Origin of the sequence: Cellulomonas sp. B6, from assembly GCF_001462455.1 — a bacterium.
In the GTDB taxonomy this organism is placed as follows: domain Bacteria; phylum Actinomycetota; class Actinomycetes; order Actinomycetales; family Cellulomonadaceae; genus Cellulomonas.
Window position 1 is genome coordinate 18,842 of record NZ_LNTD01000143.1, and the last position, 23,295, is coordinate 42,136.

General features: G+C 76.3%; 19 protein-coding genes and 2 tRNA genes. 11 read left to right on the forward strand and 10 right to left on the reverse strand.

The genetic code is table 11. The annotated features are described in order from the left end of the window. Window positions 1–44: 44 nt before the first annotated feature. A complete protein-coding gene (locus ATM99_RS13255) occupies window positions 45–827 on the reverse strand; it encodes an ABC transporter permease (RefSeq protein WP_062103354.1) in 783 nt (260 codons plus the stop codon). Next, window positions 815–1,543 carry an ABC transporter permease gene (locus ATM99_RS13260; protein ID WP_062103355.1) on the reverse strand — a complete coding sequence of 243 codons (729 nt, stop codon included), beginning with the start codon at window positions 1,541–1,543 and terminating at the stop codon, window positions 815–817. The genes ATM99_RS13255 and ATM99_RS13260 overlap by 13 nt, the downstream gene beginning before the upstream one ends. A gap of 115 nt (window positions 1,544–1,658) precedes the next feature. Between ATM99_RS13260 and ATM99_RS13265 the strand changes: the two genes are divergently transcribed. From ATM99_RS13265 to ATM99_RS13275, 3 genes are all read left to right on the forward strand, one after another. After that, window positions 1,659–2,720, forward strand: a complete 1,062-nt coding sequence (locus ATM99_RS13265) for an ABC transporter ATP-binding protein (protein ID WP_062103356.1) — start codon at window positions 1,659–1,661, stop codon at window positions 2,718–2,720. Between the two features lie 81 nt (window positions 2,721–2,801). Then, window positions 2,802–3,725, forward strand: a complete 924-nt coding sequence (locus ATM99_RS13270; protein WP_062103357.1) for a RimK family alpha-L-glutamate ligase — start codon at window positions 2,802–2,804, stop codon at window positions 3,723–3,725. A 150-nt stretch (window positions 3,726–3,875) separates the two neighbouring features. Beyond that, window positions 3,876–3,951, forward strand: a tRNA-His gene (locus tag ATM99_RS13275). A 68-nt stretch (window positions 3,952–4,019) separates the two neighbouring features. Here the strand turns inward: ATM99_RS13275 and orn are convergent. Together orn and ATM99_RS13285 are read right to left on the reverse strand one after the other, a co-directional pair. Beyond that, complete coding sequence (gene orn, locus ATM99_RS13280) at window positions 4,020–4,634, reverse strand: oligoribonuclease (RefSeq protein WP_255356820.1); 615 nt, start codon at window positions 4,632–4,634, stop codon at window positions 4,020–4,022. A gap of 125 nt (window positions 4,635–4,759) precedes the next feature. After that, a complete protein-coding gene (locus tag ATM99_RS13285; RefSeq protein WP_062103358.1) occupies window positions 4,760–5,065 on the reverse strand; it encodes a hypothetical protein in 306 nt (101 codons plus the stop codon). Window positions 5,066–5,514: 449 nt separating this feature from the next. On the opposite strand from ATM99_RS13285, the gene ATM99_RS13295 reads away from it, so the two are divergent. Further along, window positions 5,515–7,074, forward strand: a complete 1,560-nt coding sequence (locus ATM99_RS13295; protein ID WP_062103360.1) for a DUF2079 domain-containing protein — start codon at window positions 5,515–5,517, stop codon at window positions 7,072–7,074. A gap of 111 nt (window positions 7,075–7,185) precedes the next feature. Here ATM99_RS13295 and ATM99_RS13300 read toward each other — a convergent pair. Then, a tRNA-Arg gene (locus ATM99_RS13300) sits at window positions 7,186–7,258 on the reverse strand. Between the two features lie 161 nt (window positions 7,259–7,419). On the opposite strand from ATM99_RS13300, the gene ATM99_RS13305 reads away from it, so the two are divergent. The 6 genes from ATM99_RS13305 (at window position 7,420) to ATM99_RS13330 (ending at window position 17,335) form a co-directional block, all read left to right on the forward strand. After that, window positions 7,420–9,129 carry a dynamin family protein gene (locus tag ATM99_RS13305; protein WP_062103361.1) on the forward strand — a complete coding sequence of 570 codons (1,710 nt, stop codon included), beginning with the start codon at window positions 7,420–7,422 and terminating at the stop codon, window positions 9,127–9,129. After that, the gene (locus ATM99_RS13310; RefSeq protein ID WP_082659737.1) at window positions 9,126–10,694 is read left to right on the forward strand and encodes a GTPase; all 1,569 of its coding nucleotides are present in this window, start codon (window positions 9,126–9,128) and stop codon (window positions 10,692–10,694) included. Before ATM99_RS13305 ends, ATM99_RS13310 begins: the two co-directional genes overlap by 4 nt. Window positions 10,695–10,854: 160 nt before the next feature. Continuing rightward, window positions 10,855–11,469 carry a single-stranded DNA-binding protein gene (locus tag ATM99_RS13315; RefSeq protein ID WP_062103362.1) on the forward strand — a complete coding sequence of 205 codons (615 nt, stop codon included), beginning with the start codon at window positions 10,855–10,857 and terminating at the stop codon, window positions 11,467–11,469. Between the two features lie 137 nt (window positions 11,470–11,606). Then, window positions 11,607–13,289 carry an energy-dependent translational throttle protein EttA gene (ettA, locus tag ATM99_RS13320; RefSeq protein WP_062103363.1) on the forward strand — a complete coding sequence of 561 codons (1,683 nt, stop codon included), beginning with the start codon at window positions 11,607–11,609 and terminating at the stop codon, window positions 13,287–13,289. A 330-nt stretch (window positions 13,290–13,619) separates the two neighbouring features. Continuing rightward, complete coding sequence (locus ATM99_RS13325) at window positions 13,620–15,746, forward strand: dynamin family protein (protein ID WP_082659742.1); 2,127 nt, start codon at window positions 13,620–13,622, stop codon at window positions 15,744–15,746. Further along, window positions 15,743–17,335 (forward strand): GTPase family protein, encoded by a 1,593-nt coding sequence (locus ATM99_RS13330; protein WP_062103364.1) that lies wholly within the window; start codon window positions 15,743–15,745, stop codon window positions 17,333–17,335. The genes ATM99_RS13325 and ATM99_RS13330 overlap by 4 nt, the downstream gene beginning before the upstream one ends. A 96-nt stretch (window positions 17,336–17,431) precedes the next feature. Here ATM99_RS13330 and ATM99_RS13335 read toward each other — a convergent pair whose 3' ends face one another. Continuing rightward, a complete protein-coding gene (locus tag ATM99_RS13335; RefSeq protein WP_190278836.1) occupies window positions 17,432–18,553 on the reverse strand; it encodes a GNAT family N-acetyltransferase in 1,122 nt (373 codons plus the stop codon). A gap of 127 nt (window positions 18,554–18,680) precedes the next feature. On the opposite strand from ATM99_RS13335, the gene ATM99_RS13340 reads away from it, so the two are divergent. Then, entirely contained in the window at window positions 18,681–19,175 is a 495-nt protein-coding gene (locus tag ATM99_RS13340) for a thioesterase family protein (RefSeq protein ID WP_062103366.1), read from the forward strand. Here ATM99_RS13340 and ATM99_RS13345 read toward each other — a convergent pair. The 4 genes from ATM99_RS13345 to ATM99_RS13360 all read right to left on the reverse strand — a co-directional run bounded on the left by ATM99_RS13345 (window position 19,156) and on the right by ATM99_RS13360 (window position 23,295). After that, entirely contained in the window at window positions 19,156–20,862 is a 1,707-nt protein-coding gene (locus ATM99_RS13345; protein ID WP_062103367.1) for an SDR family oxidoreductase, read from the reverse strand. The two genes, ATM99_RS13340 and ATM99_RS13345, sit on opposite strands and share 20 nt — an antisense overlap. 64 nt (window positions 20,863–20,926) lie before the next feature. Further along, a complete protein-coding gene (locus ATM99_RS13350; RefSeq protein WP_062103368.1) occupies window positions 20,927–21,919 on the reverse strand; it encodes a DNA topoisomerase IB in 993 nt (330 codons plus the stop codon). Window positions 21,920–21,998: 79 nt separating this feature from the next. After that, window positions 21,999–22,910: an acyl-CoA thioesterase II gene (locus ATM99_RS13355; RefSeq protein WP_062103369.1), complete on the reverse strand. Its 912-nt coding sequence runs from the start codon at window positions 22,908–22,910 to the stop codon at window positions 21,999–22,001. 1 nt (window position 22,911) lies between these two features. Continuing rightward, window positions 22,912–23,295, reverse strand: coding sequence for a globin (locus ATM99_RS13360; RefSeq protein ID WP_062103379.1), 384 nt, complete (start codon window positions 23,293–23,295; stop codon window positions 22,912–22,914).

The window sequence follows — 23,295 nt, forward strand, 5'->3', positions numbered from 1 at the left end:
CGTGCGGCGGTCGGCCGGGTGCGGGACCCGGGCCGGAGGTGCGGTCATGGTGACGGCGACGCCCCATTCGACCCGGTGCCCCCGGGGGCGGCAACCGGAGCGGGGCGGCGACGGGGTGCGGTGGCGCGCTCGGCGGCGCGCGCGTCGGACGCGGCGGCGCGCGCGAGCGCGCGCAGACCCCGCGGGGCGGCGAGGCGTTCGACGAGGGCGAGCAGGCCCTCGACCAGCAGGCACAGGCCGGCGACGAGGACGCCGCCGGCGAGCGCCTGGCCGTAGCGCTGGGTCGCGAAGCCGGTGACGACGATCGTGCCGAGGCTCGTGCCGCCGACCAGCGCGGCGAGCGGGACGGTCGCGAGCACCTGGACCGCGCCCGTGCGGATGCCCGCGGCGATCAGGGGCATGGCGAGCGGCACCTCGACGGTCCACAGCATCCGGGCCCCCGACATGCCGATCCCCCGTGCGGCGTCGCGCACGTCGCCGTCGACCCCGCCGACGCCCGTCACGGCGTTGGCGAGGATCGGCGGGACGGCGAAGACCGCGCATGCGAGCGCGGTGGCGGTGTTGCCGAACCAGCCGCTCGCGGCGAGCAGCGTCAGCAGGGCGAGCGTCGGCAGGGCGCGGGTCGTGTTCGCCACGACGACCCCGACCGTCGCGCCGCGTCGGCGGTGCCCGAGCCACAGGCCGGCGGGCAGCGCGACGAGCAGCGCGAGCCCGACCGCCGCCGCCGACACCAGCAGGTGCGCGGTCGCGAGCTCGACGACGCCGCGACGCCCGGTCCAGTTCAGCGGGTCGTTCAGCCAGCGGAACGCCTCGTTCAGGATGCCCACGCCGCCTCCTCCCGCGGGTCGGCGCCCTCACGCGCCGCGCGCCGTCCCGACGCCCGCTGCCAGGGCGTCAGGAGCCGGCCGACGAGCATGAGCAGCAGGTCGGCGACGAGCGCGAGCAGCAGGCACAGCACCGTCGCGGTCATTACCTCCGCGTGGTAGTTGCTGCGGAAGCCGCGGAACATCAGCTGCCCGAGCCCGCCGTACCCCACGACGACGCCCACGGTCACGAGCGCGACCGTGCTGACGGTCGCCAGGCGCAGCCCCGTGACGATCGCCGGGACCGCCTGCGGGAGCTCGACGCCGACCAGCATCCGCAGGCGCCCGTACCCCATGCCGCGTGCCGCGTCGCGGACCGCCGGGTCGACGCCCTGCAGCCCGACCAGCACGTTGCGCACGAGCACGAGCAGCGCGTAGAGCACCAGGCCGATGAGCACGGTCGTGCGCCCGATGCCGGTGTACGGCGCGAGCACGGCGAACAGCGCGAGCGAGGGGACGGTGTAGAGGACTCCGGTGCCCGCGAGCACCGGCCCGGCCAGACGCGGCCGCAGGTGCGCGAGTGCCGCGAGAGGCAGCGCGACGAGCAGCGCGATCACGACCGCCTGGAGAGTCAGGGTCGAGTGCTGCTGGGTGTAGCGCAGCACGTCGCCCCCGTTGCGCTCGAGGTACTCCCACGAGAGCCACGGGTTGGCGGCCGCGGCGACCGGTCCGGCGTGCATGCTCGGCAACCTAGCGACGCCCACCGACACCCGCGCGGCGAACGTCGGTCCGTGGACGGTGCGCGGACGGTCCGGAGGTGCGTCGAGGGTCCGGCGCGGTGGGCGACGGCGGACCATGCCGCGCGCCTGTCGGTGCCGCCCGCTAGCGTCGTGCGACGTGAGCACCGACGTGGCGATCCGGTTCGACGCCGTCCGCAAGGAGTACGCGGGCGCGGTCGCGGTCGACGACCTCTCCCTCGCCGTGCACCGCGGCGAGCTGCTCGTGCTCGTGGGGCCCTCGGGGTGCGGCAAGTCGACGACGCTGCGCATGGCGAACCGGCTCGTCGAGCCGTCGTCGGGGCGCATCCTGCTGGGCGACGAGGACGTGACGGACGTCGACCCCGTCGCGCTGCGCCGCCGCATCGGCTACGTGATCCAGAACGTCGGGCTCTTCCCGCACCGCACGGTCGCCCAGAACGTCGCGACGGTGCCCGGCCTGCTCGGGTGGGACCGCCGCCGCACGCGCGAGCGCGTCGAGGAGCTGTTGACGCTCGTCGGGCTGGAGCCCGCGCGGTACGCCGCGCGCTGGCCGCACGAGCTGTCGGGCGGCGAGCGTCAGCGCGTGGGCGTGGCCCGCGCCCTGGCGACCGACCCGCCCGTGCTGCTCATGGACGAGCCGTTCGGCGCGGTCGACCCCGTGGGTCGCGCGCGCCTGCAGCACGAGTTCATCCGGCTGCAGCGCGACCTCGGCACGACCGTGATGATGGTCACGCACGACATCGACGAGGCCGTCCGCATGGCGGACCGCGTGGTGGTGCTCAGCCGCGGCGCGCGCGTCGAGCAGCTGGCCTCGCCGCTCGAGGTCGTCGCCCGCCCGGCGTCCCCGGCGGTGGCCGACCTCGTGGGTCGGGGCCGCACGGCGCGGCTGCTCGCGCTCGGGCGGCTCGAGCGCGTCGACCTCGACGACGTCCAGGACGCCGCCGCGCACACCGCGGCGGGGGCACCGGTGCACCTCGGCAGCGAGCTCGGCGACGTCGTCGCGGCCCTCACGGACGCGGCCGGCACGACGCCCGCGGACGGTGCGCTGCCGGTCGTCGACGAGGACGGGCGCACGGTCGGCCGCGTCTCGGCAGCCACGGTCGTGCGTGCGCTGCACCGCCTCACCGTCGAGCGGCCCGTGGAGGACCGCAGCGCGTGACGGCGCCCGCCGGTGTGCACGTCGCCCGCCCGTCACGCGGCGGGAGCACGCGCGTCACACGCCGTGGGTAAGGTGCCTGACGTGAGCGAACCCACCGCACGCCTCGCCCTCGCCACCTGCGCCGAGCTGCCCGACCTCGACCCCGACGACCTGCCGCTGCGCGCCGCGCTCGCGGAGCGCGGCGTCGCGACCGACGTCGTGGTGTGGGACGACCCGACGGTGGACTGGGCGGCGTACCCGCACGTCCTGATCCGCTCCACGTGGGACTACACCGACCGGCCGACCCAGTTCTCCGACTGGACGCGCCGCGTCGAGCGCACGTCGACGCTGCTCAACCCCGCCGACGTCGTGACGTGGAACATCGACAAGACGTACCTGCGGGACCTCGAGCACCGGGGGATCCCGATCGTCCCGACGATCTGGCTGGACCCCGAGCGCAACCTCGACGCGCGCGCGATCCACACGCGTTTCCCGGCGTTCGGCGACTTCGTCATCAAGCCGACGGTCAGCGCGGGCTCGCGCGACACCGGCCGGTACGACGCGGGCGTCACGCCCTCGCGCTCGCTGGCCATCACGCACACCAAGAACCTGCTGGCCGTGGGGCGCCGCGTGATGCTGCAGCGCTACCTCACGCAGGTGGACACGCAGGGCGAGACCGCGCTGGTCTACGTGGACGGCGAGTTCAGCCACTCGGTGCGCAAGGGACCGCTGCTCGAGGGGCCGTACCGTGCGGGGGAGCAGGAGGGCGTGATGTTCCGCGAGGAGGTCATGGCCGCGCGCGAGGCCACCGAGCAGGAGCGCGAGGTCGGCGACCGCGTCGTGGCCGAGCTCGCGCAGGTCTTCCCCGACCGCGCCCCGCTGCTCTACACGCGCGTCGACCTCATCCCCGACGACGAGAACGCGCCGGTCGTCCTCGAGGTCGAGCTCGCCGAGCCGTCGCTGTTCTTCGAGCACTCGCCCGGCGCCGCCGAGCGGTTCGCGGACGCCGTCGCGCGCCGGTTGTGACGCGTGCCGCACCCCTTCGCGGTGCGCTGCGGGGCATTGCGTGACGAGGACCGCCGCCGTACCCGCTACACTCGTCGTCGGCCCGCCGCGCGCGACGGGTCGGCCGCCGTGGTCCGGCTCGCCCGTCAGGGCGGTCCGCACGGTGACGTGGTGGCTATAGCTCAGTAGGTAGAGCACCTGGTTGTGGTCCAGGGGGTCGCGGGTTCAAGTCCCGTTAGCCACCCCACAGCGAAGGGCGCCGATCCCCGGATCGGCGCCCTTCGGCGTTCTCGGTGCGGCGCAGGCCGCGTCCCGTCAGGCGCCCGGCAGGACGCCGCGCTTGACGGTGGTGGCGACGACCTGCGCGGCGATCTTGCGGGCCTGCGTCGAGTCGGGGCCCGGCTGGGCCGGCAGCAGCGCGGCACGGTAGTAGCGCAGCTCGTCGATGCTCTCGAGGATGTCGGCGAGCGCGCGGTGCCCGCCCTTCTTCTCGGGGGCGGCGAAGTACACGCGCGGGTACCAGCGCCGGGCGAGCTCCTTGATCGACGACACGTCGACGATCCGGTAGTGCAGGTGCCCGACGAGCTCGGGCATGTCCCGGTCGAGGAACGCCTTGTCGGTGCCCACCGAGTTGCCCGCCAGCGGCGCCTTGCCGGCGTCCGGCACCCAGGCGCGCACGTACTCGAGGACCTGGGCCTGCGCCTCCTCGAGGGTCACGCCGTGCTCGAGCTCGGGCAGCAGCCCGGACGTGGTGTGCATGGTGCGCACGAAGTCGCCCATCTGCTCGAGCGCCGCGGACGGGGGAGCGACGATCACGTCGACCCCGTCGCCGAGCACGTTGAGCTCGGAGTCCGTGACGACCGCGGCGACCTCGACGAGCGCGTCGTGCACGAGGTCGAGCCCCGTCATCTCGCAGTCGACCCACACGATGCGGTCGGAGCTCGCGTGGCCTCCTCCCGTCGTCGCGGGGGTGGCCGGGGCGGTGGTCGCCGGTGCGGTGCTCGTCACGTCGTCGTCGGTGCTGCTCACGTCGACAAGCCTAGGACCCCGGACGCTCACGCGGGGTCGTGGCGGCCGGTGCCGGGCGTCCGGGGTGCCGGTTCGGGACCCGGGGCGTGCGGCGCAGGCGGGCCGGGGAGCGTCCTGCCGAGGGCGGCGGCCGCGGCGACGACGACGGCGGCGCTCGCGCCCATCAGGCGGGCGGACCCCCACGGCGTCCCGGCCCACAGCGTCGCGCCGAGCACGACGGCGCCGGCGAACGCCCCCAGGGCCAGGTGCCCGGCCCACCGCAGCGCCGCGGAGGCGACCCGTGCGGGCCAGGGGCGGGCGGGCGTGCGGTCACGCCCGTCGTGCCTGCCCATCAACGACGACGCCCGCCCGCTGCGGGGACGCGGCGGGCGGGCGTGGGCACGCGGTCATCGTGCCACTGGTGAGGTCGCGGCGGGCGCGGTCGGCCCGGCCGGGACGGCGGTGGTGCGACGTGCGCGACGCGGGCGGTCGGTCGGCCGGGTCGTGACCCGGTCGGCACGGCCCGTGCGGCGAGCACGCGCGTCGGCCACGGCCGAGCGGCGCAGCCGCTCGTGCTGCTCGTGACGGACGGTGTCGTAGACGGTCAGGGGATGCATGGTGTGCTCCTGCGGGCATGCCGAGGCGCACCCCGGTCAGGGGTGTCCTCGTGGTGGATGGGTGTCCCCACTGCACCAGAGCGGGGGGGTGCGGGGCGAGGACATTTCCGGGCGTCGGGGCCGCGTGGAAGGATGCGGCGGACCGCCGGCTGGCGCCCGTCCGCCCGGTCCGAGCGGGAGGTGACGTGCCGGCACGACCCGAGCCCACGCCGTCGCGGGGCACGACGTCCGCGCCCGGTGACGCGTCCCCGGGCGCCGTGCCTGCGAGCGCCGCACCGACGTCCGGGGCGACGAGCGCCGGACCGGCTGCGTCGGCGGACGCGTCACGTCCCGCCACCGCGCGCCGTGCCCTGCGCGCGGCGTCCGCGAGGGCACGCGCTCTCGCGCCGACGTGGTCGCTGCCGCTGGGGGTCGGCACGCTCGTCGCCGTCGTGTGCACGCTCTACTCGCGGGCGCAGTGGGACGCGTTCGTCGTGCGGTCCTGGGACCTGGGCATCTTCACGCAGCTCGCGGCGCGGTACGCGCACCTCGAGGCGCCGGTCGTGACCATCAAGGGTCCCGCGTACAACCTGCTGGGCGACCACTTCCACCCGCTGCTCGTGCTGCTCGGGCCCGTCTACGCGGTGTTCTCGTCGGCGTTCACGCTGCTCGTCGTGCAGAACGTGCTGCTCGGTGTCGCGGCGGTCGTCGTGACCCGCGCCGCGGTCCCGGTGCTGGGGCGGGTGGTCGGCGGGCTCGTCGGGCTCGCGTTCGGGCTGAGCTGGGGCCTGCAGTACGCGGTCGAGGCGCAGTTCCACGAGATCGCGTTCGCGGTGCCGCTGCTGGCCCTCGCGCTCGCGGGCGTGCTGCACCGGCGCTGGCGTACGGCCGTCGTCGCCGGGGCGCTGCTCGTCCTGGTCAAGGAGGACCTGGGGCTGACCACGGCGGTGCTCGGCGTGCTCCTCGCGTGGCGTGCACGGCGTGCGTCGTACCTGTGGCTCTCGGCATGGGGGGTCGGGGCGTTCGTCCTCGCGACGCGCGTGGTGCTGCCCGCGCTCAACCCCGCCGGTGAGTGGGCCTACGGGTCGCGGCTCGACGTGCTCGCGGCGCTGTCGGACCCGCTCGCGCTGTACGCGCCCGCCAAGGCGTACACGCTCTGGCTGCTCGTCGTCGTGACGGGCGCGATCGCCCTGCGGTCACCGTTCGTGCTGGTCGCGGGCCCGACGCTCGCGTGGCGGTTCCTGTCCGCCGAGCCCGGCTACTGGGAGCCGACCTGGCACTACAGCGCCGTGCTCATGCCGGTCGCGTACCTCGCGATGCTCGACGGTGTCGACCGGGCGCGGCGCGGTCGCCTCGGGTGGCTGCGGCGCTACGCGCGGTACGCCCCGGCGGTCGGACTGACCGCGTCGCTCGTGCTGCTGCCGCAGTGGCCGTTGTGGCAGCTGACGAACCCCGGCCTGCACTTCGCGGCGCCGCGCGCCGACGCCGCCCGCGCGACCCTCGCGGCCGTCCCCGACGGTGCGGTCGTCGAGACCGACGTCGGCCTCATGTCGTACCTCGTCGACCGCACCGACGTGTACTACCTCGGCAACCGCAACCCCGTGCCCGACTACCTCGTCATCGACCGCGTCGGCGGCGGTACGCCCCAGGAGTGGGGCGACGTCCTGCAGGTCGCGCAGCTGCTGCACCCCGGCGCGACGTTCGAGGTCGTGCACGTGCAGGACGGGTACGAGGTCGCGCGGGTAGTCGACGGCGACGGCTCGTGAGCGGCTCGTCCCGGGCCCGGACGCTCGTCGGCGTGACGCTGCTGGCGCTCGCCGCGACGTCCGCGCTCGTCCTGCTCCTCCAGCCCTGGGCGACGTGCCCCGACGACGACGTGCCCCCGGCAGGACTCGAACCTGCAACCGACGGATTAGAAGGCCGTTGCTCTATCCATTGAGCTACGGGGGCCAGTGCCGACCACCCTAGTGGTGCACCCACCGGCGTCGGGGGAGTCCGTCGCCCGTGCGGGGCCGTCGGGCGGCGTCCGCGCACCCCGGTGTGACGAGTCCGCGGCGCGTCACCCGCGTGCCGCGTTTGGCCTGGTCAGATGTGGCACCGACAATGGTCCTGTGAGTGCGCCGCCCGGAACCGAGCCCGCGCGGTCGTCCGCGCCCGCGTCGGGCCGCGCCGTGCCCCCGTCGTCGGGTGCCGCGGCTGCCGACATGCTCGCGCGCCCGCTCGCCCAGACGTCGCTGCTGGACGCCGTGCGGGACCTGCGCCGCGACGTCGAGGCGACCGCGTTCCCGCTGGAGATCGCCGGTGTCGACGCCGCACGCGGCTCGCGTGCTCGGCTCGTCGACCAGCTCGACGAGCACCTGGTGCCGCGGCTCACCGAGCTGTCCGCACCCGCCGTCGTCGTCGTCGCCGGGTCGACCGGCGCCGGCAAGTCGACCCTCGTGAACTCGCTGGTGGGGCGCGAGGTGACGGCCGCGGGCGTGCTGCGGCCCACGACGCGCGAACCGGTGCTCGTGCACCACCCGCTCGACGCGGACCTGCTGTCGCACCACCCCGTGCTCGAGGAGGTCGAGGCCGTCGCGGCCGAGACCGTGCCGCGCGGCATCGCGATCCTCGACGCCCCCGACCTCGACTCGGTGCTCGAGTCCAACCGCGACACCGCGCACCGCCTGCTCGAGGCCGCCGACCTGTGGCTGTTCGTCACGACCGCCGCGCGGTACGGCGACGCGCTGCCGTGGCAGGTGCTCGAGGCGGCGGTCGAGCGTTCGACGTCCGTCGCGATGGTCCTCAACCGCGTCCCCGCGGCGTCGCTGCCGACCGTGCGCGGGGACCTGCTCGACCGGCTGCGCGTGCACGGCCTGGCCGGGTCCCCGCTGTTCGTCATCCCCGACGTCGGCCCGCACGCCGGGCCGCTGGCGCCGAGCGCCGTCGCGCCCGTGCTCCGGTGGCTCACGATGCTCGCCGGCCCGGACCGTGCGCGCACCGTCGTCGCCCGCACCCTGCGCGGTGCGCTCGACGCGCTGCGGCCGTGGGTCGACGAGCTGGCCGAGGCCGTGCAGGACCAGGTGGACGCCGCGCAGCACGTGGCCCGGGTGCTCGACGACGCGACGACCGAGCCGGGCGCCGCGGCGGCGGACACGATCGCCGCGGGCGCCGTCGCGGACGGCGCGGTGCGCGCCCGCTGGGCCGGGCTGCGCGCCGCGAAGGCACCGTTCGCGCGCGTCGTGGGGCGGTCGGGCCGGGTGCGGGGGTCCGCGCGCACGGGCCGGGCGCGCTCGGCCGCGGCCGGTCCGGCGCTCGTCGACCTCACGGAGTCGGCGACGGCCGTGCTGACGGCGATCGGGCAGCGCGCGGGCGAGGAGCTGCGCGCCGCGCTGACCGGTCCCGCGGCCCCGGCGGGCGGCGCGTCGGTGCTCGCGCGCTGGCCGTCCCACGAGTCGGGGCGCGCCGCCGCGGCCGAGCGTGCCGCACGTGCGTGGGTCGGTGAGGGCGCGCGCGTCACCCGGACCGTGCTCGCGGCGGGGGCGGCCGACGCCCGCCGCCGTGCCCAGGTCGCCAAGGCCGTGGGCGAGGACGCGCTGACGGCCGTCGCGCTCACCGCTGCCGCGGGTGTCGACGACGCCGCCGAGACGGTCCGGGCGCTGCTCGGCACCGCGGGCGACGACCTCGTGACGCAGCTGCGGGAGGACCTCGTGCGGCGCGCCCGCGCGCAGGTCGACGTCGAGCGCACCGCGGCCGACGCCGCGCTCGACGACCAGGACCTCGCCGAGGACGCGTCGTCGCGGCTGCGGCTCCGCCTCGCCGTGCTCAAGGGGCTGACGTGAGCGACGACCCGACCGGCACGACGACCGTCCCCTCGGCACCCGGTGCCGAGGTGACCGGCGCGTCCCCGCACCCGGACGCCGTGGCGCCGGGTGCCGTCCGGGGTGCCCTGACGGCCGAGCTCGAGGCCCGCGTCGAGGCGATCGACGGTGCGCTCACGGTCGCCGGCACCCGCGTCGACCCCGAGGTCGTCGCCCGGGTGGCCACGACGGTCGACCGGGTGCGTGAACGTCTGGCGCTCGGCGTCGACCACACCGTCGTCGCGCTCGCGGGCGGCACCGGGTCCGGCAAGTCCAGCCTCTTCAACGCGGTCAGCGGGCTGCGCTTCGCCGACGTCGGGGTGCGCCGGCCGACGACGTCGCGCGTCACCGCGTGCGTGTGGGGCGGCGATGGTGACGACCTGCTCGACTGGATCGGCGTGGACGACGAGCACCGCATCGAGCGCGAGAGCCTGCTCGACGGCGACAGCGAGGCGTCGCTGCGCGGTCTGGTGCTGCTCGACCTGCCGGACCACGACTCGATCGCCCCCGAGCACCGCGACGTCGTCGACCGCGTGCTGCCGCAGGTCGACCTGCTGGTGTGGGTCGTGGACCCGCAGAAGTACGCCGACGACGCGCTGCACTCGGGCTACCTGCGTCGCATGACCGGACGCGACGCGTCGATGCTGCTCGTGCTCAACCAGGTCGACACCGTGCCGGTGGCCGTGCGGGCCGACCTCGCCGCCGACGTCCGCCGGCTGCTCGTCGAGGACGGGCTGCCCGACGTGGCCGTGCACGAGGTGTCGACCGTGACGGGCGAGGGCGTCGTCGAGCTGCGCGACGTGCTGGCCGCGGCGGTCGCACGACGCTCGGTGGCCGCGGTGCACGCCGACGCCGAGCTCGCCGACGCCGCGCGGGTCGTGCAGTCGCAGGTGGCGGCGCGCGACCCCGCGCCGGGGGCGCTGGCGCTCGGCGTCGTGGTCGACCGGCTCGCGTCGGCCGCGGGCCTGTCCGCCGTCGGTGCCGCGGTCGCGGCCTCGGTGCGCGGCGGTGCCACGCGTGCGCCGCGGCTGGGGGACGTGCACGCCGACGGCGTGGGCCTGGCGCGTGCGTCGTGGCTGTCGAGCGTGACGCAGGGCCTGCCCTCGCGGTGGTCCGCCGACCTGCGCGACCGCGTCGCGACGACGGCCGAGCTCCGGCTCGCCGTCACGGACGCGCTCGCGCACGTGCCGCTGGCCGTGCGCCGGTCGCGTGCCGCGGACACGCTCCTCGGTCTGGCCGCCGTGGTCGCCGTGGGTGCGCTCGTGCTCGCGGGGCTGCTGGTCGCCGACGCCGCGGGGACGGCGGTGCCGTGGGCGCCGACCGGCGTCGTGGTGGCGGCCGCGGTCGCCGGGGCGGTCGTGCTGCTGGTGCTCTCGACGCTCGTGCGTCGCCGGGCGGCGGCGACCCGGGGCGCGCGCGTGGTCGCGGAGGGGCGGGCGGCGCTCGAGTCCGTGGCGCGGGTGCGGCTGCTGGCGCCCACGCAGGACGTGCTCGCGGAGCACCGCCAGGCGCGCGAGCTCGCGCAGCGGGCCCTCGGCACCGACTGACGTCGAGCGGTCCCGCACCGCCCCCGAGCCGCCCACGGTCCCGCGCGCCGGCCGCTCGTCCCCGTGTGCGGGGATCGCGCCGACCCCGCGGTCGCGCCCCGCGTCCACGATGGCCGCACACGCCCCGGACGGCCGGGGCCGTACGGACAGGGGACACGCGATGGGAACGCACACGCAGGACGTCACGGTCGTGGGGTGGGTCGGTTCCGACCTGCGCACCTACCACCTCGACGGGATCGGTGGCGTGCCGTACACGCAGTTCCGGCTCGCCTCGACGCGCCGCGTGGTGGACCGCCAGACGGGCGGCTTCCGCGACGGCCCGACGCTCTGGTTCACGGTCAAGGCGTGGCGCACCGCCGCGACCAACCTCGCGGCCTCGCTGCGCAAGGGCGACCCGGTGGTGGTCGTGGGCAGGCTCGCGCAGTCCGAGTGGGTCGCGCAGGACGGCACGCCGCGCTCCGAGCTCGTGCTCGAGGCGCTGTCCGTCGGGCACGACCTCACGTTCGGGACGGCGCAGTTCCGCCGGAGCATGGCCGGCGCGCGGCGCCGGGACGACGAGCAGGGCACGACCGACGTGACGGGTCTCGCCGAGGCGCCGGCGGGCCTGGTCGACGACCCGTGGGCGTCCGCGCCCGAGCCGCCGGCCTCCGACGAGCCCGACGAGCCCGCCGACGTGACCGACGACCTCCTCGAGGACGCGGGTGTGGGTGCGGCGGACACGGACACGGACGCGGACGAGACGCGCGGCGTCCCGGCGCTGGCCGGACGCGCCTGATCGCCTAGGCTGGTGGATCGGCATCCGGCGCCGCCGGCCGGCACCCGCGCACCCCACCGTGCCTCACCCGCACGCCGGTGCGCGCGCGTCCCGGCCCGCGGCGCCACCACGACTCACCAGGAGCGGACGAGCACCCAGTGGCTGAGTTCATCTACAGCATGTACAAGGCGCGCAAGGCGCACGGTGACAAGGTCATCCTCGACGACGTCACCCTCAACTTCCTGCCCGGCGCCAAGATCGGCGTCGTCGGCCCCAACGGCGCCGGCAAGTCGACGATCCTCAAGATCATGGCGGGGCTCGACCAGCCGTCGAACGGCGAGGCGCGCCTGTCGCCCGGGTTCACGGTCGGCATCCTGCAGCAGGAGCCGCCGCTGAACGAGGAGAAGACGGTCCTCGGCAACGTCGAGGAGGGCGTCGCCGAGATCAAGGGCAAGCTCGACCGCTACAACGAGATCTCCGCGCTCATGGCGGAGCCCGACGCGGACTTCGACGCGCTCCTGGCCGAGATGGGCCAGCTGCAGGAGGCCATCGACGCGGCGGACGCGTGGGACCTCGACGCGCAGCTCGAGCAGGCGATGGACGCGCTGCGGTGCCCGCCGCCGGACGCGGACGTCTCCGTGCTGTCCGGTGGTGAGCGTCGTCGCGTCGCGCTGTGCAAGCTCCTCCTGGAGAAGCCCGACCTGCTGCTCCTCGACGAGCCCACCAACCACCTCGACGCGGAGAGCGTGCTGTGGCTGGAGGCGCACCTCAAGGACTATCCGGGCGCGATCCTCGCGGTCACGCACGACCGGTACTTCCTCGACCACGTCGCGGAGTGGATCTGCGAGGTCGACCGCGGTCGGCTCTACCCCTACGAGGGCAACTACTCGACGTACCTGGAGAAGAAGCAGGAGCGTCTGCAGGTCCAGGGCAAGAAGGACGCCAAGCTCGCCAAGCGCCTCAAGGAGGAGCTGGAGTGGGTGCGGTCGAACGCCAAGGGGCGCCAGACCAAGTCGAAGTCGCGTCTCGCGCGCTACGAGGAGATGGCGGCCGAGGCCGAGCGGACGCGGAAGCTGGACTTCGAGGAGATCCAGATCCCGCCGGGCCCGCGCCTGGGCAACGTCGTCCTCGAGGCGAACGGCCTCCAGAAGGGCTTCGACGGGCGGGTGCTGATCGACGGGCTGAGCTTCACGCTGCCGCGCAACGGCATCGTCGGCGTCATCGGCCCCAACGGCGTGGGCAAGACGACGCTCTTCAAGACGATCGTCGGCCTCGAGCCGCTCGACGGCGGCGACCTGAAGATCGGCGAGACCGTCAAGATCTCGTACGTCGACCAGTCGCGCGGTGGCATCGACCCCAAGAAGACGCTGTTCGAGGTCGTGTCCGACGGGCTCGACTTCCTCAAGGTCGGCAACGTCGAGATCCCGTCGCGCGCGTACGTCGCGTCCTTCGGGTTCAAGGGACCGGACCAGCAGAAGCCCGCGGGCGTGCTGTCGGGCGGTGAGCGCAACCGTCTGAACCTCGCGCTCACCCTCAAGCAGGGCGGCAACCTGCTGCTGCTCGACGAGCCCACCAACGACCTCGACGTCGAGACCCTCGGCTCGCTCGAGAACGCGCTGCTCGAGTTCCCCGGCTGCGCCGTGGTCGTCTCCCACGACCGGTGGTTCCTCGACCGCGTCGCGACGCACATCCTCGCCTACGAGGGCACCGAGGAGAACCCGTCGAACTGGTACTGGTTCGAGGGCAACTTCGCCTCCTACGAGGAGAACAAGGTCCAGCGTCTCGGTGCCGACGCCGCGCGTCCGCACCGCGTGACGTACCGCAAGCTGCGGCGCGACTGACACCGTCGGGGGTCGCCGGGACGTCGTGCACCGACGTCGTCGGGACCCGACCCGCACGGACCTGCAGGGCCCGGACGCCACGTGCGCCCGGGCCCTGCGGCGTCCCGGCCCGACACCGTCGGTCCCGACCGCGGCGCCTCGCGACGTCGGTACGGCCACGATGTCGGCGCGTCCACGACGTCGCACGTCCACGTCGTCGGCACGTCCACGTCGTCGGCTTGCCCCGACGTCGACGCGTCGGCCGAGCTCCCTGCCCCGAGCGGCCGCCGGGCCTTTGCCACGCGGTGGTTCCGCCGGGCCGCCCGGCCCCTGCTCGGGCAGACTGGCGCCATGACGGACGCCGAGGTCAGCGGCCCGGGACCCGCCGGGTCCGCGCCCGCGCAGCCGCAGGCAGCCCCGCTCGTCGCCGCGCTCGAGGCGCTCCGCGCCCGGCTCGGGTCGCTCGTGCTCGCGCTCGACGGGCCGGGCGTCGAGGCGGCCCGCGACGCGCGGTCCGCCGTGCTCGCCCAGCTCGACGACTACCTGCTGCCGCGGCTGCGGGCGCACGACGCGCCGCTGCTCGTCGTCGTGGGCGGCTCGACGGGCGCGGGCAAGTCCACGCTCGTCAACTCGCTGCTCGGGCAGGAGGTCTCCGCCCCCGGCGTCCTGCGCCCCACGACCCGCGCCCCCGTGCTCGTGCACCACCCGCTCGACGCGCGGTGGTTCTCCACGGACCGCGTCCTGCCCGGCCTCGCCCGGGTCACGACGCACGCGAGCGCCGGCCGCGACCGCGCCACGGCGGACGACGCGGCGGGCGACAGGGTGAACGGCACGGCGAACGGCACGGCGGACGACGGGCCGCCCGCGGCCGGCGCCGGAGCACCCGTCGACGGCGGGCGAGCCCTGCGTCTGGTGCCGTCGGCGACGCTGCCGCGCGGTCTCGCGCTCCTCGACGCGCCCGACGTCGACTCGGTCGACGCGGACAACCGTCGGCTCGCGGCGCAGCTGCTCGACGCGGCCGACCTGTGGCTCTTCGTCACCACCGCCGCCCGGTACGCCGACGCGGTGCCGTGGGACCTGCTGCACGGTGCGGCGCAGCGTCACGCGCAGGTCGCGCTCGTGGTCGACCGGCTCGACCCCGGGACGCAGGAGGTGGTCGAGGACCTGCGGCGTCTCATGGACCGGCACGGCCTGGCCGGTGCGCCGCTGTTCGCCGTCCCGGAGTCGGACACCGCCGACCGCCTGCTGCCCGCGGCCGCCGTCGCTCCGGTCGCGACGTGGCTCACGGACCTGGGCGCGGACGCCGGTGCGCGTGACCGGGTCGCGACCGCGACGCGGGACGGCGTCGTCGACGACCTCGTGCGACGTGCCGACGTGCTCGCCGACGCCGCCGACGGGCAGGCCGTGGCCGACGCGCGGCTGCGCACGGCCGTCACGAGCGCGTACGCCGACGCGGCCGCCCAGGTGCGCGCGGCGACCTCGGACGGTGCGATGCTGCGCGGCGAGGTGCTCGCCCGCTGGCAGGAGCTCGTCGGCACCGGCGACCTGCTGCGTTCGGTCGAGCACGGCGTCGGCCGTGCCCGCGACGCCGTCGCCCGCGTGCTGCGCGGCCGCCCCGCACCCGCGCCGCGCGTCGAGCAGGCGATCGCCCACGGGCTCGGTGCGGTCGTCCTCGACGCGGCCGACGCCGCCGCGGTGCGCGCGCACGCCGCGTGGCGCGGGGACGCCGCCGGCGCCGCGCTGCTGCCGGACCTCGACCTGTCGCGCGCCTCCGCGACGCTGCGCGCCCAGGTGGACGCCGAGGTGCGGGGCTGGCAGGCCGACGTGCTGGACCTGGTGCGTGAGCAGGGGGCGCAGCGGCGCGGCACCGCACGGTACCTGTCGTTCGGCGTCAACGCCGCGGGCGTGAGCCTCATGGTGCTCGCGTTCGCGTCCACCGGCGGGCTCACGGGTGTCGAGGTGGGAATCGCGGGCGGCACCGCGGTGGTCGCCCAGAAGCTCCTCGAGGCCGTGTTCGGCGACGACGCGGTGCGCCGCCTCACGACGCTCGCGCGCGAGCGGCTCGACGCGCGGGTCGACGCGCTGCTGCGCGCCGAGGCCGAGCGCTACACGGCCCAGCTCGACGCGCTCGGGACGCGCGACGCGTCCGGCGGCGCGCTGCGCGCCGCCGCGCGGGAGGTCCGGCGCGCGGCGCGCGCCGACCGTGCCGCACGGGTGCCCGCTGCGGCCACGCCGACTGCCGGTGGCGGGTCCCTGCGCGGCGCCGGGCTCGCTGCCGCGCCGCCGTCACGCGGGGAGTCGCCGCGGCGGGGCTCGGACTCCGCGGGCGCGGCGCCGCGGGCGGGGTTCTGGCGTCGCCTGCTCGGGCGTCGAGCCGCGGCCGGCGACGGCACCACCGACGCCGCCACCGACGGCACCACCGACGGCACCGCCCACGACGGCACCACCCGCGGCCACGACACGGGGGACGACGCGTGACGCCGACGCTCGCGCAGCGTGCCGAGGCGCTCGGGGCGGCGCTCGACGCGGCGGGCGACCGGCTGCCCGGCACGGTCACCGACGATCCGCGCGCGCTGCTGGCACGCGTGCGCGAGCGGGTCGGGCTGTCGGCCGAGCACACGGTCGTCGCGCTCGCGGGCGCGACGGGTTCGGGGAAGTCCAGCCTGCTCAACGCGCTCGCGGGTGCCGACCTCGCCGCGACGGGCGTGCGCCGTCCGACGACGTCGCACCCGTCCGCCGTCGTCGTCGGGTCGCCGCCGGGCGGGGGAGACCCGGTCCCGCTGCTCGACTGGCTCGAGGTCGCGCGGCGCCACATCGTCCCGGCGGGATCGGGCCTGCCCGCCGGGCTCGTGCTGCTCGACCTGCCCGACCACGACTCGGTGGTCGTCGAGCACCGTGAACGCGCCGACCGGCTCGTCGCGCGCGCCGATCTGCTGGTGTGGGTCGTCGACCCGCAGAAGTACGCCGACGCCGCGCTGCACGAGGGCTACCTGCGCGGGTTGGCGGGCCGCGACGACGTCGTCGTCCTGGTCCTCAACCAGGCCGACCGGCTGGGCCCGGCGGAGCGGGACGCGGTGGTCGCCGACCTCGCGCGCCTCGCGGCGGCGGACGGTCTGCCGCGCGCGCGGGTGCTCGCGGCGTCGGCGCGCACGGGTGACGGGGTGGCCGCGTTGCGCGACCTCGTCCGGGTCGCCGTCGAGCGTCGCGAGTCGACGACCCGGCGCTTCGGCGCGGACCTGCGCGCCGCGGCCCGCGAGGTGGCGGCCGCGTGCGGGCCCGTCCCGCGGGGTCGCGCGCGGGCCACGGGCACGGACGACCTCGTCGCCGCTCTCGCGGACGCCGCCGGTGTCCCGACCGTCGTCGACGCCGTGCGCCGCTCCGCGGTGCGCCGGGCCGCCGGTCACGTCGGCTGGCCGCCGGTGCGGTGGCTCGCGCGGCTGCGCCCGGACCCGTTGCGCCGGCTGCACCTCGAGCCGCGGTCCGCGGCCGAGGCGGAGGCCACGCGCACGTCGCTGCCGCCGGCGGGGCCCGCGCACCGGGCCGCCGCGGCGACGGCCGTGCGGGACCACGTCGACGCGGTGCTCGCCGGTGCGCCCGACCCGTGGGTCCTGGCCGCGCGTGAGCGGGTCGACGTGACGGCGCTGCCCGACGCGCTCGACCACGCGGTGGCCCGCACGTCGCTGCTGCCGTCCACGCCCGCCCGGTGGTGGCGGGCCGTCGGTGCGCTGCACGCGCTGCTGCTCGTGGCGGCCGTCGCGGGCGGTGCGTGGCTCGGCGCCCTCGCGCTGCTCGCCTACCTCCGGCTGCCCGAGCCGGCCACACCCGTGTGGGGGCCGCTGCCCGCGCCGACCGCGCTGCTGCTGGGTGGTCTGGTCGGCGGCGTCCTGCTCGCGCTGCTCGGGTCGCTCGCCGCGCGCGTCGGCGCGCACCGACGCGCGCGGGCGGCCGCGCGACGACTGCGCGCGGCCGTCGCCGACGTCGCCCGACGGCTCGTGGTCGAGCCCCTCGCGACGGAGACCGACGCGCTCGCGGCGTGCCGCCGCGCCGCGCTCACCGCCGCCGCCTGAGGGCCGGCAGGGGGCCGTCGCCACGCGGGACCCGTGCCGCCCGGCGCCGACGTGCGCGCCGTCACCGGGCGGCGGGGGTGACACCCGGCGTCGTCGTCACGTCGTGCGCCGCTGCCACCCCGCGCTGACCGCCTGCGGCGCGTACCCGAGCGCGACGTTGATCGCGAGCATGTGGGTGTTCTCCTGCGCGTTCCACGTGTGCAGGCGACGCTCGCCGGGGCGCCAGGCGGCGTACGCGTCGAGGTTGACGGCCTTGACGAGCATGCCGAGGCGGCGCCCGCGGTGCTCGCGCAGCACGAGCGTGTCCTCCTGGAACCCGAACGGCACGTCCGGCACGGGCACCTCGAGCACCGTGAACGCCGCGAGCGTCCCGGTCGGCACGTGCTCGGCGGCCGTGAGCAGCACGCGCTGGTGGCGCCGCGCGCGCGTCAGCAGGTGGTGGCGCACCCGCTCGGCGTCCCAGCGCTCCTCCTCGGTGTCGTAGCCCGCGTTCGGCGCGTCCGTGCTCATGCGGGTCCACAGCACCGCGAGCGCCGGGAGCCACGCGTCGGGCACGGTGTCCCACCACGTGTGCGTGCGGTACTCGGGGCCGGCGGCGGCGCGCGCGTCGGCGAGGAGCGCGGCGCGCGCGTCCTCGTCGCCCGGCAGGGTCAGGACGGAGTGCCGGGCGACCTGCTCCAGCACGTAGCCGTGGCGCTGCGCGAACCGCACCGCGTGGGCGTCGGCCGGCACGCGGCCCTCGCCCGTCGGCGCCTCGAGCGCGCCCGGTCCGGGCGGCGGCTCGGGTGCGTGCGTCGTCCAGGCCAGGAGCGACGTGCGCTCGTGCGCCGCGGCGACCTCCTCGACGTGCCGCAGCAGCGCGGTGCCGACGCCCTTGCCCTCGTGCCCGGGACGGACGACGACGTCGACGTGCGCGACGTGCGTGTTGTCGGCGTGCGGCAGCACGACGACGCCCACGCCGAGGACGTCGTCGGCGCCGGGGTCCGCGGGCGCGTCGGGGGCGAGCGCGACCACCACGAGCTTCGTCCCGTAGTCGTCGGACAGCAGGATGGGCACGCGCACCACCAGCGGCGCCCACAGGTCGGTCCAGCCGTGCAGCGCGTGCTGGCGCGCGTGGTCGATGTCGCACAGGGCCTGCACGGCCCACGCGTCGGGGTGGGCGGGGTCGCTCGGCGTGCGCGGGGCGTCCTCGACCCGCCACGTGGTGGTGCTGCTCATGGCGACCACCCTGGCGGGGGCGGGGTGCGCGCGACCACCGATTTCCCGCGGCGTCGCGTCCCGCGCGAGGATGAACCGGGCCGGGTGCCGCGCACGACACCGGCCGGGGGACGACGAGGGGACGGGCATGGCGAGGATCGAGGTGCCGGTGCAGCTGCGCTGGTCCGACATGGACGCGTACGCGCACGTCAACAACGTCGAGATGCTGCGCCTGCTGGAGGAGGCGCGCATCGAGGTGTTCTGGCGCCACCCGGACGCCCCCGACGGCACGCCGGCCGACGGCGGGCGGCCCACCGCGGTGCTCGACGCCGGACCCGGCGCCCTCACGTCGACGCTCGTCGCGCGCCAGGAGATCCAGTACGTGCGGCCCCTGCCGTACCGACGCGCACCCGTCGTCATCGAGCTGTGGATCGGGCACCTGGGCGGTGCGAGCCTCGACGTCTGCTACGAGGTGCGGGACGCGCCGACGTCGACGCCGGGCGCGACCGTGTACGCCAAGGCCATCACGACGATCGTGCTGGTGGACACCGCGACGGGTGCGCCGCGCCGGCTGACCGCGGACGAGCGTGCCGTCTGGGAGCCGTACCTCGAGGAGCCCGTGGTCATGCGCCGTCGCGCGTGACGGTCGTCGCCGACGACGCGCCCCCGCGGTCGCGGCGCGCGCGCTCGGCGCGTTCTGCCGCCCGCGCGACGTTGCGCTGCATGCCGCCGAACACCACGCCGTGGAACGGGTACACGGCCCACCAGTAGAGCTGGCCTGCCAGGCCGTGCGGGTGGAACAGCGCGCGCTGCGCGAACACCACGGGCGGGCGGCGCCACTGCTCGGGGGCCCAGGCGCCCGCGCCGTCGTCGTCGGCGGCCGCGTCGTCGTCCGGCTCGACGCGCAGCTCGAGCCACGCGAGCCCGGGCAGCCGCATCTCGGCGCGCAGCCGCAGCAGCCGCCCGGGCCGGATCTCCTCGACGCGCCAGAAGTCCACCGCGTCGTCGACGAGCAGCCGCGCGGGGTCGCGGCGCCCGCGCCGCAGGCCCGGGCCGCCGACGACGCGGTCGAGCAGGCCGCGCACGCGCCACGCGAGCGACCAGGAGTACCAGCCGCGCTCACCGCCCACGGCCTCGACGACGCGCCACAGCGACGCGGGGGAGGCGTCGACGCGTACGCGCCGCTCGTCGACGTACAGCGAGCCGCCGGCCCAGTCGGGGTCGGACGGCAGCGGGTCGCTCGGCGCCCCGGGCGCCGCGGCGGACGACCACCGGGTCGCGACGCTCGCACCGCGCACGCGCGCGAGCGCGAGGCGCACGGCGCGGTCGAAGCCGATGAGGCCCTCGGGCGGGTCGGGCACGTACGCGGCGACGTCGTGCTCGTCGCACACGACCTCGTGCACGAGCGACTCCACGAGCGGCCGCGCGAGCCCGCCGGGCACGGGCGTGACCAGCGACACCCACAGGCTCGACAGCTGCGGCGACAGCACGGGGACGGGGACGATGACGCGCGGCGGCAGGCCCGCGATGTGCGCGTACCGCTGCATCATGTCGCGGTACGTCAGCACCTCGGGCCCGCCGATGTCGAACGCGCGCGAGACGTCCGCCGGCATCGCGGCCGAGCCGACGAGGTAGCGCAGCACGTCGCGGATCGCGATCGGCTGGATGCGGTTCGACACCCACTTCGGCACGGTCATCGCCGGCAGCCGCTCCGTGAGGTAACGCATCATCTCGAACGACGCCGAGCCCGACCCGAGGATCACCGCGGCGCGCAGGACGGTCGTCGGCACGCCCGACGCGAGCAGGATCTCGCCGACCTCGGTGCGCGACGCCAGGTGCGGCGAGAGCTCCTCGCCCTCGGGCGTCAGGCCGCCGAGGTACACGATCCGGCCGACGCCGGCCTCGCGCGCGGCACGGCCGAACACGAGCGCCGTGTGCCGGTCGCGCTGCTCGAACGAGCGGCCCGTGCCGAGCGAGTGGATGAGGTAGTACGCGACGTCGGCTCCGTCGAGCGCGGCGCGGATCTGCTCGGGGTCGGACGCGTCGGCGCGCACGACCTCGACCTGGTCGTACCAGGGACGGCCGCGCAGCCGCTCGGGGTGGCGCGCGAGCGCGCGCACGCGGTACCCCGCGGCGAGCAGCTCGGGCACGAGGCGACCGCCGACGTACCCCGTCACACCCGTCACGGCCACGAGCGGCGCGTCGGGCCGCGGCCGGCCGTCGGGGCCCGTGCCGGGCACGAGCCCCGGCAGGGTCGTCGCGACGGGCGTCGGCGCGAGGTCGGCCTCGGGGGCGGTCCCGGGCGGGAGGTCGGGACGCTCGTCGCTCATCGCTGCAGTCTGCGGCCCGCACCGGTGCCCCGCACGCCGGGCGACCGCGACGCTCAGCGCGTGCTCAGGACGTCAGCAGCTCGAGCGTGCGCCGCTCGCCGACCGCCTGCGAGCGCGTGGGCGCGATCGTCACGCCGCGCTCCCACAGCTCGACGACGCGCGGGTCGACGTACGACGCGCGCGCGACGGTCGGCGTGTTGCCGAGCTCCTCGGCGACGGCCTTGACGACCGACGTGACGACACGGCGTCGGCCCCGCTCGCTGGCCGGCGGGGGACCGGCGTCCGCGAGGCCCCGCGCCGCGAGGACCGTGGCGTGCCACGTCCTGAAGTCCTTGGGCGTGGCCTCGCCCAGCCGGTCGCGCACGTAGCCGCCGACGTCCGCGCTCGTCACGTCGTGCCAGCCCGCGTCGTCGCGCCACGCGAGCAGCTCGGGGCTGTCGTCGCGGCGGCGCAGCAGCGTGCGGACGAGCTCGGCGACGGTCTCGTCGTCGACGACGGTGTCGCGCACCTGGCCCGACTTCGCGGGGAAGCGCAGGTGCACCGCGCCGGGACGGCCGTCCTCGTCCGGCAGCACGTGGACGTGCTCGCGGCGCAGCGTCGCGAGCCCGAACGAGCCGTGCCGCCGCGTGTACCCCTCGGTCCCGACCCGCAGGTACGCGCGGTCGAGCAGGCGGAACGCGAGCGCGAGCGCCTTGTCCCTCGGGAACCCGTCGAGCGCGAGGTCCGCCCGCACGCGGCGCCGCGCGGCGGGCAGCCGGCGGGCGACCTGCAGGACGTGCTCGTGCTTGAGCCGCGCCCGCCGCGCGTGCCACTGCTGGTGGTACAGGTACTGGCGGCGCTGCGCGTCGTCGAGGCCCGCGGCCTGGATGTGCCCCTGCGGGAGCGGGCAGATCCACACCTCGCGCCACGCCGGCGGGATCGCGAGCGTCGTGATCCGGTCGAGGTGCTCGGCGTCGACGATGCGTCGGCTCTCGAGGTCGAGGTACACGAAGCCGGAGCCGGACCGGCGACGGGTCCACCCCGGCTGGTCGATGCGCACCCGTCGGAGCCGAACCATGCGGGCAGTGTCACCCGGTCCGCCCCGGTGCGCATGCCGGGGCCGGGGGAGCGGGCGCAGCGAGGGCCGCCCGGGTGGCTCAGGCGTCGCCGGGGAGCCGGATCATGCCCTCCTGCGCCATCGACGCGACGAGCGTCCCGCTGCGGTCGAACACGCGCGCGGCGCCCAGGCCGCGGCCGCCCTGCGCGCTCGGGGTCGACTGCACGAACAGCAGCCACTCGTCGACCCGCAGGTCGCGGTGCCACCACATCGCGTGGTCGAGGCTCGCCATCGACTGGTTGGCCGAGACCCACGCGCGGCCCGCGCGCCGCAGCACGGGCTCGAGCATGACCTGGTCGCACGCGTACGCGAGCAGCGCGCGGTGGAGCAGCTGGTCGTCCGGCAGCGGCGCGCGGGCACGCATCCAGACCATCTGCCGCCCGAGCGGCGAGTCCGGGTCGGGTGCCAGGAACAGCGAGCGGCCGACGTGCCGCAGGTCGAACGCGGACTCCTGCGCCCAGAACCGTGCCGCGGGGTGGTCGATGTCGGCGAGCTCCTCGAGCGCCGAGCGCACCTGCGTCGGGTCGGGCACGTCGGCGGGCATCTCCTCGGCGTACTCCAGGCCGGGCTGGTGCTCCTGGAACGACGCGATCATCGACAGGATCGGGCGACCCTCCTGCAGCGCGTGCACGCGGCGGGCCGTGAAGGAGCGGCCGTCGCGCAGCCGCTCGACCGAGAACTCGATCGGGATCGTCGGGTCCCCCGCGCGCAGGAAGTAGCCGTGCAGCGAGTGCGGGAGCCGGTCGTCGGGGACCGTGCGTCCGGCGGCGACCGTCGCCTGCGCGAGCACCTGCCCGCCGTAGACGCGCGCGCGGGGACCGGTGAGGTTCGGGCCCTGGTACAGGTCGGGGTACGTCGGGTCGGCGTTCAGGTCGAGCGCGCGCAGCACCGCGGCGGTCGCACCGCCGTCGTCCGGGAGGTCGTCGGGGAGGTCGTCCGTGGGGCGGCTCATGTCAGTCCTCGAAGGTGTTGATCAGCGAGTGCGCGGCGCGCTCGAGGTAGTCCCAGAGCTGCGCGCGGTGCAGGGGGGCGAGGTCGAGCGAGTCGACGGCGGCCCGCATGTGCGTGAGCCACCGGTCGCGCGCGTCGGGGTTGACCTTGAACGGCTGGTGGCGCATGCGCAGGCGCGGGTGGCCGCGCTCCTCGGAGTACGTGGACGGTCCGCCCCAGTACTGCTCGAGGAACATCGTCATGCGCCGCGCGGCGGGCCCGAGGTCCTCCTCGGGGTACATCGGTCGCAGCACCGGGTCACCCGCGACGCCGCGGTAGAACTCGTCGACGAGCCGCACGAACGTGTCGTGACCGCCGATCGCGGCGTAGAACGAGTCGTCTCTCAC

What these genes read in the sequence shown, in the direction of transcription:
- ATM99_RS13285 (WP_062103358.1), bottom strand. Translation starts at nt 5,065, where the DNA reads ATGGGCAGGCACGACGGGCGTGACCGCACGCCCGCCCGCCCCTGGCCC.
- ATM99_RS13315 (WP_062103362.1), top strand. Translation starts at nt 10,855, where the DNA reads ATGGGAACGCACACGCAGGACGTCACGGTCGTGGGGTGGGTCGGTTCC.
- ATM99_RS13265 (WP_062103356.1), top strand. Translation starts at nt 1,659, where the DNA reads ATGCCGCGCGCCTGTCGGTGCCGCCCGCTAGCGTCGTGCGACGTGAGC.
- ATM99_RS13345 (WP_062103367.1), bottom strand. Translation starts at nt 20,862, where the DNA reads ATGAGCGACGAGCGTCCCGACCTCCCGCCCGGGACCGCCCCCGAGGCC.
- ATM99_RS13325 (WP_082659742.1), top strand. Translation starts at nt 13,620, where the DNA reads ATGACGGACGCCGAGGTCAGCGGCCCGGGACCCGCCGGGTCCGCGCCC.
- ATM99_RS13335 (WP_190278836.1), bottom strand. Translation starts at nt 18,553, where the DNA reads ATGAGCAGCACCACCACGTGGCGGGTCGAGGACGCCCCGCGCACGCCG.
- ATM99_RS13355 (WP_062103369.1), bottom strand. Translation starts at nt 22,910, where the DNA reads ATGAGCCGCCCCACGGACGACCTCCCCGACGACCTCCCGGACGACGGC.
- ATM99_RS13350 (WP_062103368.1), bottom strand. Translation starts at nt 21,919, where the DNA reads ATGGTTCGGCTCCGACGGGTGCGCATCGACCAGCCGGGGTGGACCCGT.
- ATM99_RS13340 (WP_062103366.1), top strand. Translation starts at nt 18,681, where the DNA reads ATGGCGAGGATCGAGGTGCCGGTGCAGCTGCGCTGGTCCGACATGGAC.
- ATM99_RS13260 (WP_062103355.1), bottom strand. Translation starts at nt 1,543, where the DNA reads ATGCACGCCGGACCGGTCGCCGCGGCCGCCAACCCGTGGCTCTCGTGG.